The 19,428-nt window shown below is 56.0% G+C and carries 17 protein-coding genes; 2 read left to right on the forward strand and 15 right to left on the reverse strand.

Annotated features, from left to right (window positions below):
- Window positions 1–32 precede the first annotated feature (32 nt).
- The 9 genes from J4772_RS22980 to J4772_RS23020 form a co-directional block, all read right to left on the reverse strand.
- Window positions 33–1,637 carry an ABC transporter substrate-binding protein gene (locus tag J4772_RS22980; protein WP_209071544.1) on the reverse strand — a complete coding sequence of 535 codons (1,605 nt, stop codon included), beginning with the start codon at window positions 1,635–1,637 and terminating at the stop codon, window positions 33–35.
- Between the two features lie 213 nt (window positions 1,638–1,850).
- Window positions 1,851–3,071 (reverse strand): serine hydrolase domain-containing protein, encoded by a 1,221-nt coding sequence (locus J4772_RS22985; RefSeq protein WP_209071545.1) that lies wholly within the window; start codon window positions 3,069–3,071, stop codon window positions 1,851–1,853.
- The gene (locus J4772_RS22990; RefSeq protein ID WP_209071546.1) at window positions 3,071–3,952 is read right to left on the reverse strand and encodes an alpha/beta hydrolase; all 882 of its coding nucleotides are present in this window, start codon (window positions 3,950–3,952) and stop codon (window positions 3,071–3,073) included. The genes J4772_RS22985 and J4772_RS22990 overlap by 1 nt, the downstream gene beginning before the upstream one ends.
- A gap of 28 nt (window positions 3,953–3,980) precedes the next feature.
- Window positions 3,981–4,817, reverse strand: coding sequence for a carbohydrate ABC transporter permease (locus tag J4772_RS22995; RefSeq protein ID WP_209071547.1), 837 nt, complete (start codon window positions 4,815–4,817; stop codon window positions 3,981–3,983).
- The gene (locus J4772_RS23000) at window positions 4,807–5,712 is read right to left on the reverse strand and encodes a carbohydrate ABC transporter permease (protein WP_209071548.1); all 906 of its coding nucleotides are present in this window, start codon (window positions 5,710–5,712) and stop codon (window positions 4,807–4,809) included. The genes J4772_RS22995 and J4772_RS23000 overlap by 11 nt, the downstream gene beginning before the upstream one ends.
- 84 nt (window positions 5,713–5,796) lie before the next feature.
- A complete protein-coding gene (locus tag J4772_RS23005; RefSeq protein WP_209071549.1) occupies window positions 5,797–7,107 on the reverse strand; it encodes an ABC transporter substrate-binding protein in 1,311 nt (436 codons plus the stop codon).
- A 292-nt stretch (window positions 7,108–7,399) separates the two neighbouring features.
- Window positions 7,400–9,007, reverse strand: a complete 1,608-nt coding sequence (locus tag J4772_RS23010; protein WP_209071550.1) for a response regulator transcription factor — start codon at window positions 9,005–9,007, stop codon at window positions 7,400–7,402.
- Window positions 8,985–10,727, reverse strand: a complete 1,743-nt coding sequence (locus tag J4772_RS23015) for a cache domain-containing sensor histidine kinase (protein ID WP_209071551.1) — start codon at window positions 10,725–10,727, stop codon at window positions 8,985–8,987. Before J4772_RS23015 ends, J4772_RS23010 begins: the two co-directional genes overlap by 23 nt.
- Before the next feature lie 162 nt (window positions 10,728–10,889).
- Window positions 10,890–12,779 (reverse strand): beta-L-arabinofuranosidase domain-containing protein, encoded by a 1,890-nt coding sequence (locus J4772_RS23020; RefSeq protein WP_209071552.1) that lies wholly within the window; start codon window positions 12,777–12,779, stop codon window positions 10,890–10,892.
- A 175-nt stretch (window positions 12,780–12,954) separates the two neighbouring features.
- On the opposite strand from J4772_RS23020, the gene J4772_RS23025 reads away from it, so the two are divergent.
- Entirely contained in the window at window positions 12,955–13,818 is an 864-nt protein-coding gene (locus J4772_RS23025) for a helix-turn-helix transcriptional regulator (RefSeq protein WP_209071553.1), read from the forward strand.
- Window positions 13,819–13,853: 35 nt separating this feature from the next.
- On the opposite strand, the gene J4772_RS23030 is transcribed toward J4772_RS23025, so the two are convergent.
- From J4772_RS23030 to J4772_RS23050, 5 genes are read right to left on the reverse strand one after another with little or no spacing between them, the layout of a single operon-like run.
- Window positions 13,854–14,759 (reverse strand): phosphotransferase family protein, encoded by a 906-nt coding sequence (locus J4772_RS23030; RefSeq protein WP_209071554.1) that lies wholly within the window; start codon window positions 14,757–14,759, stop codon window positions 13,854–13,856.
- A 42-nt stretch (window positions 14,760–14,801) separates the two neighbouring features.
- Window positions 14,802–15,506: an ABC transporter ATP-binding protein gene (locus J4772_RS23035; protein ID WP_209071555.1), complete on the reverse strand. Its 705-nt coding sequence runs from the start codon at window positions 15,504–15,506 to the stop codon at window positions 14,802–14,804.
- A gap of 32 nt (window positions 15,507–15,538) precedes the next feature.
- Window positions 15,539–16,828 carry a hypothetical protein gene (locus J4772_RS23040; RefSeq protein WP_209071556.1) on the reverse strand — a complete coding sequence of 430 codons (1,290 nt, stop codon included), beginning with the start codon at window positions 16,826–16,828 and terminating at the stop codon, window positions 15,539–15,541.
- Between the two features lie 26 nt (window positions 16,829–16,854).
- Complete coding sequence (locus J4772_RS23045) at window positions 16,855–17,631, reverse strand: hypothetical protein (protein WP_209071557.1); 777 nt, start codon at window positions 17,629–17,631, stop codon at window positions 16,855–16,857.
- A gap of 51 nt (window positions 17,632–17,682) precedes the next feature.
- Window positions 17,683–18,054, reverse strand: coding sequence for a GntR family transcriptional regulator (locus tag J4772_RS23050; protein ID WP_116065312.1), 372 nt, complete (start codon window positions 18,052–18,054; stop codon window positions 17,683–17,685).
- Window positions 18,055–18,272: 218 nt separating this feature from the next.
- Between J4772_RS23050 and argC the strand changes: the two genes are divergently transcribed.
- The gene (gene argC, locus J4772_RS23055) at window positions 18,273–19,004 is read left to right on the forward strand and encodes an N-acetyl-gamma-glutamyl-phosphate reductase (protein ID WP_371822711.1); all 732 of its coding nucleotides are present in this window, start codon (window positions 18,273–18,275) and stop codon (window positions 19,002–19,004) included.
- Between the two features lie 9 nt (window positions 19,005–19,013).
- On the opposite strand, the gene J4772_RS23060 is transcribed toward argC, so the two are convergent.
- Window positions 19,014–19,412, reverse strand: a complete 399-nt coding sequence (locus J4772_RS23060; RefSeq protein ID WP_209071558.1) for an iron chaperone — start codon at window positions 19,410–19,412, stop codon at window positions 19,014–19,016.
- Window positions 19,413–19,428: the final 16 nt, after the last annotated feature.

Here is a 19,428-nt window from a genome sequence, read left to right on the forward strand (position 1 = left end):
CACCCTCCTCGGATGGGGAATCTATCCGAATGTTATTTCGGGGCTTTGGCGTTCCATACGACCGGCGATTTGAACTGCTCGAAGCCTTCCAGCGATTTCGACGTCGCCACCAGAACGTTGTAGTGACCGATTACCGTGGACGAACCGAATTCGTACAGGAATTGTTGAACCTTCTCCCATTCGGCTTTGGCTGCCTCCGGAGTAGCGGCGCCGCGAATAGCGGCCAGACCGTTCTTGACGGTGTCGTTGTTCAAACCGGCCCAGTCCGGGTTCACGGCCAGCAATTGCGGAGGCGTCTGCTGGTACCCCGTGCTCGCCACGAACAGATCCCACTTGCTGCGGTTGTTCTTCGTCTCCAGGAAAGTCGGGAAATCGTAGTTGTCCACTTTCACGTTCATGCCGATTTTGCGCAGCTGTTCTTGAATGACCAGCGTTGCCGTGTACATTTCATTGTAATCCTTCGTAGTCAGCAGCGTAACTTCTTCTCCATTATAACCTGCATCGGCCAGAAGCTGCTTGGCTTTTTCTTCGTTTGCCTGATTGTAATACTCCTTGCCGGCATCGGTAGCCCACTGCGTCTGGGCGGTGTTCAAGTAACCCGGCGCAAGTGAGTACAGCTCCGGCTTGGCGAAGCTCGCCAGCATAATCTCGTCATTGTTCAGCGCGGCCAGAACCGCTTGGCGAATCTTCTCGTTAGCGAACAGGCCTTCGGTAGTGTTCAGGAACGCCGTCAGCGTGCCGCCTGGATTGGTGTGCAGCGTGACGTTTTTATCCGCCTCCAGCTCGTCGTAGTTCTCGATCGGAATTGCGTCGGCTACGTCGTATTTGCCGGTTTTAATGCCAGCTACTCGCGTTGCGTGGTCGGTTACGAAGTGGTAATAAAGGTTTTCCGTAGCCGCGGACTTGCGTCCGGAGTAGCCGCTCGGCTCGGCGTCGCTGCCCTTGTACTCTTCGTTTCTAACGAGATGAATGTATTGATCCTGCTTCCATTCCTTGAATTTGTAAGGTCCTGTGCCGATATAATCGGTGATACCTTCTGCAGGTGCGGACTCCACGATCTCCTTAGGCATAATCGCAGGGAATTGCGCTTGGGATGCGATCAGAATCAGCACGTCGGAAGTTGGCTGTTCCACCGTCAATTTTACCGTATAAGTGTCGACTGCTTCAAACTTGGCGTTCGTCAGCAGCGTTTTCGCGCGAGACGAAGTTACGAGCCAGCGGTTCATCGAGGCGACGACATCGTCGGAGGTCATCTCTTTGCCGTTATGGAACTTCACGCCTTGACGCAGCTTAAACGTGTACGTTAAGCCGTCCTCGCTTCTCTCCGCCGATTCCGCCAGCTCCGGCGTCGGCTCGTAATTCGCGTTCATTGTATACAGTTGCTCAAAAATGTTGCCCGCCGTATCCAGCGCTGCCGTCGATACCGTCATCGGAGCGTCCAGCGTCGGAGGCTGCGCCGTCAGGGCAATGTTCAACTCGTTCTTATATTCTTTGGCCTCCTCGGACGAACCCGCGCTGGCCGATGGGCTTCCGGAAGCGTTCTGACCGCCGCTGTTCGAATTATCTTTGCTGCAGGCGGCCAGCGCCGTTGTTAACAATAGAACTAATGCCAGCAAGCTAATCTTGTTGAATTTCATTTTCTGTTCTCCCCTTGGTCATCGTGCGTAATTTTCGGAATGTTCTGAAAACATACTATTCCGAGTTGATATAATGGAATAATAATTGATTTTAATTTTGTTGTCAACTTCCAATCTCTGAAAAAGACGGAATGGCGCGCAGGGATATCATTCTCCCCCGAGAGCCATTCCGTCTCTTCTATAAATATTATGCGCGATCTCGCAAATCTCCATTCACAGGACCGCTCCCATCACCGCGCTCTCGAACTCGCGGGCGGTTTCCGCTTCGGAGCCTCCCGCGTTCGCGAGATTAATCATGAGCACGGCAAAGAGGTCTTTGCTCGGATCGATCCAGAAGTGGGTCCCCCATGCGCCGCTCCATCCGAAGCTTCCCGTCGACAGCGGCGTCTCCGGGGACTCTCCTTCGATGACGACGCGCATGCCGAGTCCCCAAGTCTGCCATTCGGGAAATCCCTCTATGCCGTTCGGAAGCTGCGGCGACGCCATCTCCCGTACCGTCTTCGCGTTCAAAATCCGCTTCCCCTCGAATTCCCCCTCGTCAGCCAACATTTTGACGAACCGGCAATAGTCCTCCAACGTTCCAAGCAATCCGCCGGCTCCGGAATAATAGGTGGGATGAGTAAAAGGATTCTGGTCCGCTGACCTCCTCAGTTCTCCCCCCGTGCTCTCGTATAAGGCGACCAACCGCGAGCGCTGCTCCTCCGAGGGCGCGAACGTCGTATCCCGCATGCCAAGCGGCTCGAACAACGCCCTCTGCAAATAAAGATTTAACGGCAGCCCCGAAGCAATCTCTACGAGCCTTCCCAAAATATCGAACGCGGCAATCGGACTGTATCCCGTCCGGGAGCCCGGCTGAAAATCGAGAGGCATGTTCGCCCAAGTCGGAATATGGACGGACAGCGTCGCTCCCGGTCCGGGCATCTGCAGCTCGCGAAAGCCGACCGGCCCCTGCCCCAAGCCGCAGCTATGGGTGAGCAGATCCCGAACCGTTATCGGACGGGTCGCCGGCTCCAGCGAATAGGACGGAATGTCGTCCGGGATCGAGCCGGCCGGAGCATCGGGATCGGGCTCGTAGGCAGCGACATTCGTTCGAACGTTCGGGATCGCGACGTAAAAATCGTTGGCGAATTCGGGAATATACTTCCCGAGCGGATCCTCCAGCCTGATCTTCCCTTGTTCGGCCAACGTCATAACGGCCACAGCGATAATCGGCTTGGTCATCGAAGCCAGCCGGAAGATCGAATCTTTCTGGAGACGAAGACCTTTCTCTATGTCGGCATAGCCTTGCACCGCGCTAAGCGCGGTCCGGCCTCCTCGAGACACGAGGAATGATGCTCCCGCCAACGCGCCCTCGCGAATGCGCCGCTCCAAGCTTTCCTGTGCGACGGCGAGCTTAACGGCGTTAAAGCCTGCCGATTCCTCTATCATAACCATCACCTGCTCCTTAGCCACGTCAATGCCAACTCAAACCATTTCTGGCATCCTGCGTTGATATGCGTGCCGTCCGCCGCCGAGGTTTCGTCCGCCAGCGACAGCCCGTGCACGCCGGATTCGAAGATGTGAAGCTCGTACGGTATGCCGCGTTCCTCCAACGCCATTGCCCATAGCAGCGAGTTGCGAGAGCTAACGAGCTCGTCGTCGGCCGTATGCCAGAGAAAAGTCGGGGGTGTGCCGTCGTTGACGTAGCGAACCGGGCTTAGCGCCTCACGCTCCTGCAAGGACGGATTCGGACGGCCGAAATGCGCCCGATAGACGAGCGCCTTAAAGGCCGCCTGCTCTTCTCTCCTCAACGCATGCGCGTGATCGACGAGCGGGTATCCGAGAATGAGCGCATCGGGGCGCATAAGTTCGGCCCTGACGCCGATTTTCTCCCGCAGAAACGCGTCGGCCCAATGCGCGCCGAGACTCGCGGCTAGATGACCTCCGGCCGAAAAGCCGACGACGGCGATTCGGTCCGGATCGATGTTCCATTCCGCGGCATTCTGCCGCACCGTCGCCAAGGCCGCTGCCACTTCGAGCAGAGGCTGCGGCCAGACGGAGCTTTCGTTGCCCGGAGGAGTCTCGTTCAAGTCGGGAACGTATTCCCCGAACCAGGTCGTGTACCTGAGGACGAAGACATGATAGCCGTGCGCCGCGAATCGCAGCGCGACCGGCTCCGCCTCCCTGTCGGAGGTACTCAGGTATCCTCCGCCGGGACAGACGATGACGGCTGGCCGATGCCGGTCCGCCTGAAATTCCAAGGAGCGATGCAGCAAGTATTTCTGCAGCCGGGCGCTGCCGCTTCCGATTCGCAATTGAACCGTCTCCGCAATCATGTTTACGCTCCCTCTCACCAGTATATCGTCAGCCTTTTACCGCTCCGGAAGTCAAACCTTGCACGAAATATTTTTGCAGAAACATAAAGAGCAGAAACAGCGGGAAGAGGATCATGCAGATCGCCGCCGTCATCAGCCCCCAGTCGGTTGCGTACTGACCCTGGAAGTTGATCAGCCCGACGGTCAAGGGAAGTCCCTTCTCCGTCGTCAACGTCGAGATTTGCGCCCACAGCAATTCTCCCCATACGAAGCAGAAGTTCAGTACGGTACAAGTCGCGATCGCCCCTCCCGTCAACGGGAATGCGATTCGGAACATCGTGCTGATCTCCCCGCTCCCGTCCATTCTCGCGGATTCCAGCAGCTCCGACGGGATCGAAAGGAAAAAGTTGCGAAGAATGACGATCGTTCCGGGCAGCAGCCATCCCACGTAAGCGAAGGTAACGGGAACGTAAGTGACGCCGAGCAGCTTCAGCTTGGACATCATCATATACAGCGGCAGAATCATCGATTCGGTCGGCAAAATCTGAATGATCAGAAGCAGGCCGACGATCGCCCCGCCGAACGGAACGCGCAGGCGGGCCAACGCGTAAGCGGCGAAGGCTGCCACGACCGTCACCATCGCCAGCGTGACAAGCGCGATAACGACGCTATTATAGAAATATTCGCCGATCCGGCCGATCTCGAACGCCTGAACGTAATTGTCGACGAGAAACTCGCGCGGAAAGGCCCAAATATCCGTAAAAAATTGTTCCGACGTTTTGAGCGACGTCATGAGCGTGAACAGAAGCGGATACAAATTAACGACCGCCAAACAGACGAGAACCGTCCTCAGCGCATACCCGCCAAGCGGTATTCTAGTATTCATAGACATTCCCCTTCGTCAGCTTCCTGGACAACGCGATGATCAGCGACACGACGATCGTCAGCATGACGGAGATCGCGGCGGCGTAGCCGAATTCGTTATAGCGGAAAGCGACGTCGAGCATTCGGACGGGGACCGTCCGCGAGAAATCGCCCGGCCCTCCCTTGGTCATCGCCCAGACGATGTCGTACGTCTTAAACGACAAGATCAGCATGAGCATCGTAACGAGGCGAATCGTAGGCATGATCAAAGGGAGGATGATCATGCGGGCTTGGCGGACATATCCCAGCCCCTCCAGCTTGGCCGCCTCGAACATGGAGCCGGGCAAGGATACGATAGCCGTATAGGCGAGCATCATGACGAATCCGGAAAACCGCCAGCCGCCGACGACGGCGATCGTCCATAAGACGATGCCGGGCTCCGCAAGCCAAGCGTGCTCCAGGCTTTGGAGGCCTATCGCCCTCAATATGCCGTTGAGCAACCCCGTATCGGGACTGAGAATAAAGGTGAACAGCAAGCCGATGACGACCAGCGGCATCATCGCCGGCGCGAAAAACACGAACCGGTAGATCGCCCCCTCCTTGCGCCCGACCCGATGGATCGCCAGCGCCAGAAGCAGGCCGGTAAAAACCGCGATCGCGGTAGAAGCCACAGCGATGAAGACCGAGTAATAGAAGCCTTTTAACGTCACCGGATCCTGAAAGAAGGTCGCGTAATTGCTCCAGCCGGCCGCCTTCATCGCTCCCATGCCGTTCCAGGTCGCAAAAGACAGAGCCGCGTTCCACCCGATCGGAACGATCATCGTCGCTCCGACGAACAACAACGCCGGAAGAAGGAAAAGCGTTCCGAGCATTCGGGTGCGAAGCGTTAAAGCCGAGCCACTCTTGATGAATTTCATTTGTTTCGGACCTCCGATCGGTCGGAGCGGACGGGCCGGGACGGACCGCTTCTCCCGCCTGCCCCGCCGCATTCCTTCATTGGCTTAAGGCTTCACGGCCTCCAGCCTCAGCTTCTCCAGTTCTTCCAGAGAGGCCATGCCGTTAAATATATAGTTCGCCGGCATTTTCGCATTGAGGATATCGATCATTTTCGTCGACAAATGCATGACTTCTTCGGTTTGAATATTGGCGATATCCTTGGCGTACAACGCGAAATTGGGGTCGTCGGATTTGACGCCGCTTACCGTGACCGGAGCTCCCGTATCGACGCGCTTCTGAAGCACCTCCGCGCTGGTCAAATACTTCACGATCTCTATCGAAGCTTCGGGATGGGGAACGTTAGCCGGAATCATGTAGCCGTTCGATCCTCCCAACACGTGATTCAACCCCATGTTCGGCCAACTCACGATCTGCACGTTGGCCAGCCCCGATTCCTTGACGGATTGGGCGGCAAGAATGTTGACGTTCGCTTTGACCGCGACTTTGCCGGCCTTGAACGCGACGTTTACCTGCTCAAGAGTCGTGGATAACGCGCCCTTGCCCGGATATACGTACTTGTCGTACAGCTCCTTGGAAGCCTCGAACGCTTTGACCGCGAGCGGGTCGGTGAACGGAATTTTGCCTGCGGCAAAGTCGCTTCGAGTCTGCTCATCGGGCCATACCGTCATCAGATTATTTCGCGGAACCCATGGGCCCCAGTCCTTATATAGTCCTAACGGAACGATTCCCGTCTTTTCCTTGATCGTCTCCAGCGCTTGCATGAAATCGTCCCAGCTGAGAGGTCCGTCGGGAAACGTAACCCCGGCTTGGTCGGCGATATCCTTGTTCACTTCGAGCAGCGGATATACGGCGGCGTAAGGAACCGCGTATACTTTGCCCCCGTAGGTTCCCGCATCCAGCGCGTTGCCCACGAACGTCATCTTCCAAGCCCCTCCGTCCGCTTCCAGGTAGGGAGTCAAATCAAGCGCCATATCGGAATCGACGAACGTCTCCATCGCTCCCGGCCAGTACATCGCAACGTCGATGGGCTCGCTTGCGGCGATCGTCGTTTTCAGCGTTTTCTCTACATTCGAATCCCACGGCTTAAAGGTAATATCGTACTTGTCCTTAAAATGCTCCGCCACCATCTGTTCTTCGACCTTGCCGCTCGGATCGTCCACGGGTGCGATCATCAACGTCAGCTTAAGCTTCTCCCCAGGCTTGCCGACGGATTCCGTCGCTGTCGCCGAAGCGCTAGCGGATTCGGACGGTTGTCCGGAGGCTCCCTCGCCGCCGGATTTCCCGCATCCCGTAAATATCAACGAAGCGCCAAGCGCGACGGATAGAAGCCGTACTGCTGTCCCTCTCTTCAACATGCCAAGACCTCCTCTTTGTTAAAACGCATAAAACCGTATACGGGCTAGGGCGTGTATGCATACCCGCTCGAGGGCATCTTTCACCGCCTTTTCGCCCCCTGCTGCGTCACTTTTGCTTGACGTACCCCCGGTACGCCTTCACAAAAGTTCCTTGCATGGAACGAAAATTCGGCATAATCTGCTGTCCTCGGAGTATGCATACCCGCCCTAACTTAACGAGCGCGCCTCGTTAGATCCCATTATACGGTCCGATAATTGCCGCCACTATTTCAAAAAACTACGAAAACTATTGCTAATCTTCGATTTTAAGGTTTTCGTCTTTGACGTCCGGCTTCTTTCTGAGCGCCGTCGGCGAGCAGCCTTCAAGCTTGCGGAACACTTGCGTGAAGTATGCATAATCCGAGAAGCCGACCCGTTCGCCGATCTCGTAAATTCGGTCCGTCGTCCGCTCGATCAGCTGCTTGGCTTTGGCAATGCGCAGACGGTTGACGTATTCCCGGAACGGAACACCCATTTCTTTTTTGAACAGGTGGCTAAAATAGTTCGGCGTCTTGCCCACATGCTCGGCCACCTTCTCGGCCGTCAGCTCCTCCGCGTAATGATTCCGTATATACGCTTCGGCAAGCTGGATCGGCGCGCTTAGACGGGCGACTCCGACGTTGAAGTAAGCTTCGATCGCCTCCTCGAACGCCAAGCGAACGAAATCCTCGTATTCGCCGCTGTCGACGAATGCGCTCGTCTCCAGTTCCTCGATCCGTCGGCGCGCGTATTCGGCCAATTCCGCGGAAGGCTCGCCCGCGGCGGCGGGGAGCAGATGAATCAATGCTTTGCAGTATCCCGCAAGGCTCTTCTCGCCATACGCTCTTTCTTGCCGAAGTCTGGCGAATTCGACGGATACCCGCTCGGTTAAGCGATCTAGTCGGGCTTCGCGGATAAGATTGAGGAATTCGTCGTCTTCTGCAAGCCCTCTGATCGTCTCTTCGCGGAGCCCTCCTCCCTCTTCAAAGGCATGAACCGAGCCCTTGCCGGAATACAGCCGAAGCGCCAGAGCCTCCCGCGCCTGCGCCTGCAATTCGTTTACATCGGACGCGTTCCCGGGCAGGCTTATGCCGGCCGACAACGAACCGCCGCACGTCTGCGCAGCCTCCCGAACCGAATCCGCCAGTCGGTTTTTCAACGACGCGACGGCATGTCGCGCGTACAAATACGAGACCGTCTCCAGCTTCAACAATCCGATCAGGCTCCCGTCCTTCGTCTTTAACCATAATTCGCCGGCTTCCGCTTCCCGGCCGCCTAAAGCGCGAAGCATCGCATCGGCGCACCGCTCCTTCTCCGCCGCTTCTTCCCTGCGCCGATCCGGTTCGATACGGACGCAAAGAAGAGTCCCCTTAGCATCGAATTGAAAATATTGCATTAAGCCGTCCTGCAGAATGAGACGGTCGCGAATTCTCCCTCCCGCGAAATCGTCGACGAAGAGCTCCTTGTGCGACGCCAAATATTTGCGGAACGTCTCCTCCGACACCCGCTCGCGGACAATCTCCTCGCTGACCTTCTTGATCAACTGAATCAAGCTTCTTGCGCGAATCGGCTTCATTTCGTAATCGGCCGCATCCCACTGAATCGCCTTTTTGAGATATTTGAAGTCGTTGTAGCCGCTGAGGATGATTACCTTAGTCGCCGGTCTTGTTTCCTTGATTCGCTTTAGCAATTCCAGACCGTCCATCCCCGGCATTCGGACGTCCGTCACGACCAGTTCGGGCAGATTGGCGCAAAAGATCTCGAACGCCTCGGTCCCGTTCGCCGCCGTCAGCACTTCGACGATTCCCAGAGAAGACCAGTCTATGCCGGCTTTGATCCCCTCCCGAATTTGCCGGTCGTCATCCGCGATCAGCAGCTTCATTGCGCCTCTCCTCCTTATTCGTTCTCCCGGCGGCGGGGACTAGCACTTCTACGACTGTTCCCTTGCCAATCTTGCTGCTGAAGCTCAAACCGAACTCGCGCCCGTATTGCAGCTTGATCCTCTCGTCGATATTCCCCAGCGCGAAGACTTCCTGCCGTTCATCCTCCTCGTTCAGCATCCGGTTTATCCGCTCCTCATCGGCGCCGAGCCCGTCGTCGGATACGACCAGCCGAATACGTTCCCCGACCTGCCGGACTCCGACCTCGATCGTCCCGCCTTCCAATTTCTCTTCCAGCCCGTGAAGGATCGCGTTTTCCACCAGGGGCTGCAAAATCAGCTTGGGAACCTCGCAACTCAACAGCTCCGGATCGACGTCGACCCTCAGCTTGATTCGCTGGCCGTATTTGGCCTGCTGAATGAGCATGTAGCTTTCCAGAAACTCCAGCTCGCGCTCGATCGTCACGACCGGCTGTCCTTTGCTGAGCACGTGCTTGAAAATTTCCGAGAGCGCTTCGATCTGTTCGCTTACGTCGTAATTTTGGTGCTTCATCGCCAGCCAATGTATAGAATCCAGCGTGTTATACAGAAAATGCGGGTTGATCTGCGCCTGCAAGGCGGTCAACTCCGCTTCCCTGCGCCTGATGCGGCTAACGTAGACGTCATCGATCGTCTGCTTGAGCTGGCCGGCCATGCGGATAAAGCCTTGGTGGATTTCCCCGATCTCGTCCTTCGACGCGCCTTCGAGAGCAATATTGAAATTTCCCGTGCGCAGCTTGGCCATCTCCGTGCGCAGCCTTCCCAACGGCTTGATCCAATAACGGTGCTGTACAAGAGAAAAAAGAAATCCGAACAGGACGCATAGTCCGATCGCGATTAATAGAACGGTGTTAAGAGTCGTCTTCAACAAAGTAAAGGAGCTTTCGGGAATCGTCTGGACAAGCACCCAATCGGGACCTGCGATCCGATAATACAGGACGATATTTTTCTCGCTACCAACCGTTTTTCCGAAGAAGCCTTCCTCCCCGGACGCGATCTCCGCCCGGATTTCCTCGTAGTGCTCATAAGTGCCGCCGATCGCGGTTTTTGCGGACGAGGACAGCACCTTGCCCGAAGCGTCGAGCAAATCGATTCTCGAGCCTTCGTAAGAATTGATCCCCTCATAAAAACGAGGCACGGCTTCTTCGGAAACGTTCAGCTTGATGATGCCCAGTTCTCTGTCGTATTTGTTAAAATCCATAATTCTTCTATACGCATACAGCCGATTGCCGTCGGAAGCCCAATACAGCTTTCCCTTCAGCTCAGAAGCCGTTCGCGCGTGCTCGGCATCTACAACGGAATCCAGCGTACCCATCTGGAAAACGACCCGCTCGCCGCCGGCGACGATGCCGATCGTATCGTAATAAGCTTTGGAGCCTATTAAATCGTTCAGCCAGGCGATAATCTCCCGATAGTACTGATCATAGTCGAGCTCTTTGTTGTAATCGTCTTTCAGAAACTTCTGGATTTGCTCGTTAGACATCATCCGCAGCGTAAGATCGTTCGTATCGGCGATCAGGGAGTCGAAGTTCTGCCTCGTCTGCTTAAGCGTCTGCAGCGCAATATCGCTGGATTTGTTGAGCGTAAGCCTCGTAAACTGGTTGTTCAAGTAAAAGCCGGCGAGCAGCAGCGGCACGACGATCAGCAGCGCAATGCATAGAAACAGCTTTCTCTTGAGGGGCATATCCCCGAACTTTAACCGGATAAGCCATACCTCCCTTCGGCGCGGACATTCGCTATCCGCCTTGAAACCTTTCCCCCCATTGTAACTTGGCCGAGCCGCTCCGCAAAGACATAAATCCCCCTTCCGGATGCGCGGCTGCGCGTCCGGAGGGGGGATTTCCCATTACATATGCTTTCTGGCTTCGAGCGGATGGCCGATCGTCGGGAACTCCCCGATGCGCAGCTTCGCGCCGCCGTAAGGAACGAGCTCCAGATCGACGACCGGCTGATCGTCCGCGTTCGGATGCATCGGCGGAGTTCCGGCGTTGTTGCCTTCCATCCTCCATTCGCGCACAAGTTGCCCCTTCGCCTTCAGTCGAACCGGAGAGTGCTGGGCGTCGAACGGCTGATAGGCGACGTCCTCCAAGCTGACCTCATACTCGCTGTCGGCCAGCAGCCCGTATTTCCATGGAGAGCCGGGGTAGATTTCCCAGTCATGGAACTTCTCCCTTTGCTGCAGCAGCTGCCAGTTCTCACGAATCGGCAAAGCGTAGACGAGCGGTCCGCGCTCCACGCTAACGGCAAGCAAATTGCGGGTAACGGTTTTAACCTTCATCGGCATCCGCAACGTCAGCCGATCGCCATCCGACCACTCCCGGCACAGCTTCGCATACCCTTTCTCAATCGCTAGTGCAAACTCTTCCCCGTTTACTTTTACGGTCGGTTGCTCGCACCAACCCGGAATGCGCAGCGAGATCGCAAACTCCGCCGATTCGTCCAAAGCCAGCTCGATGTCGACCGTATCGCGGAACGGATAATTGCCGCTTACCTTCAGCGTCGCCAGCGCCTGCTCGTCTGCTCCGACTTGAGTCGTTACCGTGCAGGGCGCGTACGAGACCGCCGCCAGACCGCCTTCCCCATCCTTCATCCACAAGTGCGACACCAGCTTCGGCCAACCTTGATGCATGTTCGCCGTACAACAGCCGAAATGCGGCTCCAGGCCGAACAGATTCGCCTCTTCGTTGTTGCTCCACTCCCGTGTCGCCACGTTGCAGACGATCTGGTTCACCTGCTGGTCGTACTGATGCGACGTCCAATCGCTTGAAACGGCGGCAGGCAGGGCATTAAACGCCACCTGTTCGAGAATGTCGCCGAAGCGCCCTTCCCCGAACACTCTCGTCAATTGCTCCATGGAAAACATATATTCGACAACGGCGCACAGCTCCACCCCTTGGCTCGGATGCGTGCCGGACAGCCATTCGTCTCCGGAAAACATCCCGTGAGCCTGTCCGTGATACGTCATCAGACTGTCGATGCCGCGATGAACCGCCGCATGAGCGCGAGAATCCCCGCTCAGCTCGTACAGAACGCCAGGCGCTTTAATGCCCATCGCGACATTGACGACATGCGTTTTCCAGTCCCATCGCTCGACTTTGCGCCAAAACGGAAAATCGTGAAAAACGTCCGTCCAGTTCGTCGTTTGGGACTGTACGATGCTCGCCAATTGTAGGAGCTGTTCGTCTCCGGTTTTCCGGTAGAGCCACTGGATCGTCAGCAGCATCTCCATGCCGCGCGCCTCCGCCCACCCGCGCAGCGGCTGTTCCTCGATCCGACCGCGCACATACCGGAAGTAAGACGTAAGGAACGGAACGATCCGTTCGTCTCCAGTCGCTTCCTCATATTGCGTCAAGACCTTCAGTATGATCATGTAGTGCCACCAATCCTGCGTCTTGTCGAGGTCTTCGTTTACCGTCTCGATGATGTCCGGCCCGAACGCTCCGTCCTCGCGCTGGCTGGCCAGCGACCATTCGATCCAGCGCTGCGCCTTGACGATCAGCCGCTCGTCCTCCAGCAAATAGGCCAGCGGCAGCAGCCCGTCCAAATAGTACGGCCCGCGTTCCCAGCTCTCCCCCTTGCCGCCGATCCAGCCGTTGCCGGGACCTACGTCCGCCCAATGTTCTTCGAGGTGCCCGGTTAACCCGTCCGCCTGAATGCGCAGCTGATCCCGAAGCCATTGCTCCGGCTTAATCGCACCCAGCGGGAGCGCCTCGAATGCCGTGTTCCGTTTGCTCATTATGAATAACCTCGCTTATTCGGAGAATGGTGTTCACCCTCCCAATATAGCACCGCGAAGCCATCTCTCCGATAGCGTAACGCACACAGTTTTTGCTTGATCACAACATCGATGTTGCTTTATTCGCTATAATAAAGAAACGCATGCGCATGAAGAAAAGGGGGACAGATTCCGAATGCTGAAGTTTATTTCTCCGCCGCTGCCGCATTTCATTACCTGCGGCGAAGATACGTATTCTGCCGGGCACAGACATGTCGATCGCTCGGGCATCGGCGTATTCGATCTGCTGTTCGTTACCCGAGGCTGCTTATATTTGGCGGAGGAATCGCTGCCTGTGGTCATTCCCGCGGGAGGCTTCGGATTGCTGCGGCCGGACCGCGCTCATCGGGCGACGGAGCCATGCGAGGAGGAAACCCATTTCTACTGGATTCATTTCCAGACCTACGGCGGCTGGAGCGAGACGGACGACGAGGAAGGCCGGAAGGCGATCTTGTCCCTCGCAGAGGGGGATTATCCGATCGCCCATCCGTTCTCCTTTTATCTGCCGCAGACAGGCAATTTGCCTGCCCCCGAATCTGCGCACGCCCATCTGCGCGGGATGCTGACGCTCCAGGCTGAAATGTCCGCATTCTCCTATTGGCGACAGCAGTTGCTTTTTCAGGAGCTGCTCTTACAGGTACAGGAGGAGTCCAAGCCTCCGGCCGGCGGCGCGTATTGGGCGATCGCCGAAGAAGCTGCGGCATGGCTGCGCCGCAGCCATCGGGAGACGTTTACCTATAAAAGAATGGCGGAGGAACTGCATTTTCACGCGAACTATATCTCCCTGTGCATGAAGCGAACTTACGGCTGCACGCCTCTCGATTATTTGACCCGCTATCGGATCGAGCAGGCGAAGCGGCTGCTGATCGACACGAACGAGGCGATCGGTTCGATTGCCGAGCAGGTAGGCTTCGGCTCTTTTCCGCATTTCGTGCGCTGCTTCGGCCGCCTGGCCGGGACGACGCCGAAGGCGTTCCGCATGCGGTTCAGGCAGTCGTAAACAATCGTTCGGGCGCGTCCGTTAAGCGCCGCAAGCTAACGAAGCTCGGCCAAGGCTCTGTCTACGAACGAGAGATGCCGCTCCCGCATCGTCCGCTCGACGGACGGCTCCAGCCCCCAGCGGGAGAGCTGGGAGGCCGGCCGCAAGGCAGCGTATAGATCCCAGCACGGAAGCTGGCTAAATCCCGTCCCCTTCGCCAACGACCGGTAATGCTGCGTAAACTCCTCCATCGCCTCGGGTCCGTACGCCCACAAAACTTCCAATCTGGCGTTGCCCACATCTGCGAGAGGATCCCCGATCGCGGCGTCCTCCCAGTCGATTACGGCGGCAAGCTTCCCTTCCCTCCACAACGTATTTCCCGGCCAGTAGTCGCCGTGAAGCAGCACGGACCGATTGGCTTGCTGCAGCGGCCATACCGAATCCAACGCTTCCCTGATCCGTCCTTCGCTCAGGGAAGCGTCCAGCTGCGCCGGCCTAGCGGCTAGCTTGGCGGAAACCGCATCCGCCTGCTGCGAAAGAAAACTAAGCTCTGTTAGCGGAAGCTCTGCTTGATGGATGGCGAAGAGATGCGCGGCCAATTGCCCTAGAAAGTCGGGAATCGCCATCCGATCTACCTCACTTTGGCTCTCGATGAATTCGATAGCGATATAAGGGGAGCCGAGCTGGTCCGATGATGCCTCCGCGAAGATCGGCGCAGGTACGGCCAGCCCTGCGGAGTGCAGCAGTCCGAGAAGCTGGAATTCATGTCGGGCAATGTCCGGATCTCGTGCGAGATCGGTCGCCCCATGGCGGCGAATAATGATTTTGCGTAAGCTCCCGTCGCCCAATTCAAGCTCAAGCCCGATGACTTGAGCAGACACGCCGCCCTTTAACTCTCGCCAGCGCAGCAGCCTGGCATTCGAAATGATATGCTCCGCAACCGTCTGTAACGCTTCTCTCATAAATTAATCTCCGTTCTTGGCAAATCGTCGTTCTTTGTTCCGTTAATCGGCATAATGCCGGTTGCTCTGTCTCACTTCCAGCATGACATCCGTCAAGCTTTTTCCTTCCTCCCGGAGATCGTCGATAGTGACATCGGCCCGCACCAGCCCTTGATGCAGCACAATTGCGCGATCGATGACGTTCTCGATCTCGTCGATCAGATGAGTGCTGATCAGCACCGTCTCGCCGCCGCGCAGTCCGGACATCAGCAGCTTTAAGGATTCGCGACGCGCAAACACGTCCTTGCCGACGAACGGTTCGTCCATCAGCAAATAGTCCGCTCGCTTGGCCAGCCCCGCGCTCATCTCCAGCTTCATTTTCTGCCCCTTGGAGAAGGTTCTGATCGCGCGACGGATCGGCAGCTCATATCGCTGCAGCAGCTCGGCGTAATACGGTTGATCGAATCGGGGGAAAAATGCCGCCAGAAACTCCCCGTATTCCAACGGAGTGCTGTTAGGCAAGAAGCTGCCCTCTTCGGTAATAAACGCCATCCGCTCATACTGATCCAGGACAGGCTTCCCTGCAATCGTAATCTCTCCGCTCTGCAGCTCCCCGAGCCCCATAATCGACTTGAGCAGCGTCGTTTTGCCGCTGCCGTTCTCGCCCAGAATGCCGACGATCTCTCCCGTCTCTATCGTCAGGCTGTTAATGTACAGCAGAGCGTTGCTCGTCGGATAGCGCTTATCCACATATTTTAACTCGATCACAGCCATCCCTCCCGGACTTGCGTTCCCCTTCGCTATTCAAGCGCAACATTCAAGAAATTCCGATGCTCTGTCGGCGAGTAATCGTATCCGCCAACCCGATTGAAGGCTCGGATACGGTCATCGTTTTTATCCGTAGCCAGTTCGCCCTTATATATCAGCTTGGCATGCTCGAAGACGTACAGATACAGATGCTGCGGCCGCAAAATGTCGAAGACGCCGCGCTCCTGCTCCGACTCCGGCTCGCGATAGGAGCGGACGGCGATCACCCTGCCGTTCCGATAGCCGAGCAGCGATACGCCGCCATAGTTATTCTCCTCGTTGCCTTCGAACGATAAGTTCGACCAGTCGACAAGCTCGATACCGTTCGAGAAATCGAAGCTGAGCACCGCCGTATGCGGCCGCTCCTCCGCATCTTGAGACACGCCGCGAAAGCTTACGGTCAGCAACGCCCGCTGCGCATCGACATACGCCTCGTATCGCTCGGAATACGCGGCTTGCCAGTTAATCGACGGATCGGACTTCGACAAGTCCGCCTCGCCGAGCAGCTTGCCGCTGTCGCTGTCGAAGCTGCGGATATGAAGGTAACCCGCCTCCACCGACAGCAGCGCCAGCTTATCGCCCACCGCCTTCAAGCCGAGTATTTCAATGCCCGTTCTCCCCGGTTCGTTCGCCGTGAGCGGAAGCTCGACCAGCTTGCGAGACTCGAACGACTTCATGTCCTGCGGCCGAAAGCCCCAATCATAGAACTTAAGCTCATAAATGGCATTCATCCCGGTATAATCGGTCGTTACGGGAAGCGTGTAGAAGACGCGGTCGCCGATTTGCGCCAGGCCGTATTCCAGCGGATTCGTCCAACTGAAGTTAGCGTTCTCGTCCGAGGCCGGCCGATAAACAACAGACGGCTTCACCTCCGCCGTTCCTTCTGGAACCGAGTTACCTTTGTCCGTCATGACGCGAGAATAAATCGTATGCTCTGTGCTTCTGTTTTCGATGTTGTATTCCATCCTGCCGAATCGCACGGCGCCGAATGGTCCTACACTTCCCGGATAATAAAGATACGCAGGGATGTTCCGGGCCTGATCGTACAGCTTCGTGTCCGTGTGAAGTCGCCCTCCGTCTATCCGGAACGAAGTGCTGTGCATCCCGTCGCTCAGCTCGCCAACCAGCGCGACGTCCCGAATCGCCTCACGACTGCCGATCAGATCAATGAACTCGAACTTTCCCTTATCCTTCGCGCCATAGACGCTTAACCCCAATATCGCAAGTACGGCAATCGCCAGCGCCAACGCAGGCAATGCGACGTGTTTTCTGATCGTCCCCATCGGTTCCCCTCCTCTAACGCATTTCGTTAAGCAATTGCGCCCCTTCGCACCATCCGCAGGCTATGTCCGATCAACAATCCGCTCACTACAAGCAGCAAAACGCTGCTTAAATACAGTCCCGTCGAATCGCTGTTCACATTCACTTCTCCAAGTCGATAGCCGATCACGTCAACCATCGTCCAGACTGAGACGGCAATCGGAACAATTCCCCTATACGTCCGGCTGCGCTCGCACAACGCGCCGTAGTAAAGCGTCACAGCCGCGGCGAGCAGCAGCGACAGCGTGGACAGCAGCCGACTGACGCCAAGCGGAAGCAGCAGCCGGAAAAACTCGGAGCGGATCATCGCCAGAAAATAACCGTTGTGCATAACGAACTGCCCGTCGCCATAGCTGGCAACCTTGGCCGCGTACAGCGAGTAGCCTAGCCGGATGCCGATGAGCTGGGACGCCAGCAGCAGGAGCAGACAAGTGACCAAAACCGTCAGCTTGCTAAGATAGAGAGCCTCCCGACCGACCGGAAGCGTCAAATAGGTATAGATGCTCTTACTGCCCCAGTAGTCCGCATAGATCGTCAGTAGAAAAAAAGCGCACACAAGCGCCAACAAAACGAGAAACAGAAGAATGCTTCCAGAAGAGGCGTACACGTCTTCGTAGCGTTCGTTCACCCAATATTCGTTGTAAGGCCGCAGTTCCTTATGCAGCAGTACAAGGGGCACAACGATGGCGGCAGCGCATACCGCTGCGATAAACCACAGCCACTTGGCAAACTCCCGATTGACCAGACGATAAAATCCCTTCATCACAGCCACAACACCTCAATTGTATTATTCGAATAGTACAATCAACTTAAAAAATTATTCCCAATGCTCGCTGATCAGCTCAACCACCGTCTTGAACGACAAACGAATCTCCTTGGCCGAATCGACGAACGATTGCACCAGCTCGCGGGTCAACTCTTCTTCAATCGCGCGGAAAATGACGTCGTCGACGTAGATCACGCTGCCCAGAGTGCTGCTCGTGCGCACAAACCCTTCATCCTCCATTAGCTTAAACGCCTTCTGCACCGTATTCGGGTTAATGCTCAACTGTGCCGCAACCTCGCGTCTGGACGGCAGCTTGTCGCCGGATACCGCGTTGCGCAGCAATATTTGCCGTTTAACGTAGAGAACCGCCTGCAAGTATACGGGGTCCTTGTTGTTCAACTTCAACTCGTAAAAGTTCAGCACGACGTCATTTCACCTTCCTTGGTGGTTGTTTGTACTATACAACTAATACAATCAGATTGTCAACGGGCGATGACACATGCTCATTTCATAAGTTTTCGTTGAATGAATATTCATACATACGTATAATAATCCAATAAAAAAAATCATCCAAGAGGTGGAAAAGTGAAATATAAAATATTTGTGGACGGTCAGGAACATCCAAGATTTCCGACATCGAAGTGCTCCACATTGAGCCGGAAAAACGCAAAGACGCCGCTGCTCGCATGGCGCTTCTCAATGAAGCCGATGTCGTATTTCTCTGTCTTCCGGATGCCGCGTCTAAGGAAGATGTCTCTATGGTCAGCAATCCTAACACCAAAGTCATCGACGCAAGCACGGCGTTCAGAACCCACCCGGAGTGGACGTACGGGTTGCCGGAATTGCATAAGAAGCAAAGAAAACAAATTCAACATTCATCCCGCGTAGCCGTCCCAGGATGCCATGCGACGGGGTATATTTTGGCGATTCAGCCTTTGGTAGCGGAGGGAATTATAGCGAAGGATTATCCTGCCTCCTGTTATTCGCTGACAGGATACAGCGGCGGCGGAAAGAAGCTGATCGCCGAATACAAGAATTCAGGCCAAGAGCAGCTTTCCGCACCAAGACCGTACGCGCTTCATCTTAACCACAAGCATCTGCCGGAAATGAAGTTTTATTCCGGGTTGGACGCAGCGCCGATTTTCAAGCCGATTGTCGGAAATTATTACCAAGGCGATGCCGTTACGTTTCCGCTCTCTCCCAGAATGTTTACGAAGAAGGCAACGGCAAAAGATATTCAAGAGCTGCTGGCTCATGAAGAGGGAGTCTTGCTTGTCTCCAGATTCGATAATTTGGGCAAAGGCGCCTCGGGGGCCGCTATTCAAAATATGAACCTTATGCTTGGGTTTGACGAAGGTACGGGATTGGAGTAACAAGCCCGGTCACTTACTCTTCCGTGCAGCGCCTTTGGGCTTGGCGTCCGCCTTCCGCTTGTTCTCCTCCGCCCGGTACTTTACGATGCGGGCGATCAGTGCAAGCGGAAGCGGCTGATCGAGCGGAAACTGCACCGAGCCTTTGGCTCCCTTATAAACCGACAGCTCCTCCTTAAACGCCTCAATCCCTTGCGGAGCCGGGTAAAATCCGATGTGGTTCTTGAATGCGGCGAAATGCACCAGATTGCCGTGCAATGCGTAGGTCGGCATCTGATAGCTGATTTTCTCCGTCGCCTCGGGGGCGGCTTCGCGAATCGTCTCTCTGACGCTTGCAAGCAATTGTTGAATTTCCGGCGGAAAACTAGCGATATACTCGTCGATCGATCCGTATTCGATTTTGCCGTCCATTGCGTTAAGCTCCTCT

It is taken from the genome of Cohnella sp. LGH (assembly GCF_017671885.1).
GTDB lineage: Bacteria > Bacillota > Bacilli > Paenibacillales > Paenibacillaceae > Cohnella > Cohnella phaseoli.

Excerpts from the sequence above, each read along its gene's own strand:
- J4772_RS23030 (WP_209071554.1), bottom strand. The coding sequence starts at position 14,759 with ATGAGAGAAGCGTTACAGACGGTTGCGGAGCATATCATTTCGAATGCC.
- J4772_RS22995 (WP_209071547.1), bottom strand. The coding sequence starts at position 4,817 with ATGAATACTAGAATACCGCTTGGCGGGTATGCGCTGAGGACGGTTCTC.
- J4772_RS23025 (WP_209071553.1), top strand. The coding sequence starts at position 12,955 with ATGCTGAAGTTTATTTCTCCGCCGCTGCCGCATTTCATTACCTGCGGC.
- J4772_RS23020 (WP_209071552.1), bottom strand. The coding sequence starts at position 12,779 with ATGAGCAAACGGAACACGGCATTCGAGGCGCTCCCGCTGGGTGCGATT.
- J4772_RS22985 (WP_209071545.1), bottom strand. The coding sequence starts at position 3,071 with ATGGTTATGATAGAGGAATCGGCAGGCTTTAACGCCGTTAAGCTCGCC.
- J4772_RS23005 (WP_209071549.1), bottom strand. The coding sequence starts at position 7,107 with ATGTTGAAGAGAGGGACAGCAGTACGGCTTCTATCCGTCGCGCTTGGC.
- J4772_RS22990 (WP_209071546.1), bottom strand. The coding sequence starts at position 3,952 with ATGATTGCGGAGACGGTTCAATTGCGAATCGGAAGCGGCAGCGCCCGG.
- J4772_RS23000 (WP_209071548.1), bottom strand. The coding sequence starts at position 5,712 with ATGAAATTCATCAAGAGTGGCTCGGCTTTAACGCTTCGCACCCGAATG.
- J4772_RS23060 (WP_209071558.1), bottom strand. The coding sequence starts at position 19,412 with ATGGACGGCAAAATCGAATACGGATCGATCGACGAGTATATCGCTAGT.
- J4772_RS23015 (WP_209071551.1), bottom strand. The coding sequence starts at position 10,727 with ATGCCCCTCAAGAGAAAGCTGTTTCTATGCATTGCGCTGCTGATCGTC.
- J4772_RS22980 (WP_209071544.1), bottom strand. The coding sequence starts at position 1,637 with ATGAAATTCAACAAGATTAGCTTGCTGGCATTAGTTCTATTGTTAACA.
- J4772_RS23010 (WP_209071550.1), bottom strand. The coding sequence starts at position 9,007 with ATGAAGCTGCTGATCGCGGATGACGACCGGCAAATTCGGGAGGGGATC.
- J4772_RS23040 (WP_209071556.1), bottom strand. The coding sequence starts at position 16,828 with ATGGGGACGATCAGAAAACACGTCGCATTGCCTGCGTTGGCGCTGGCG.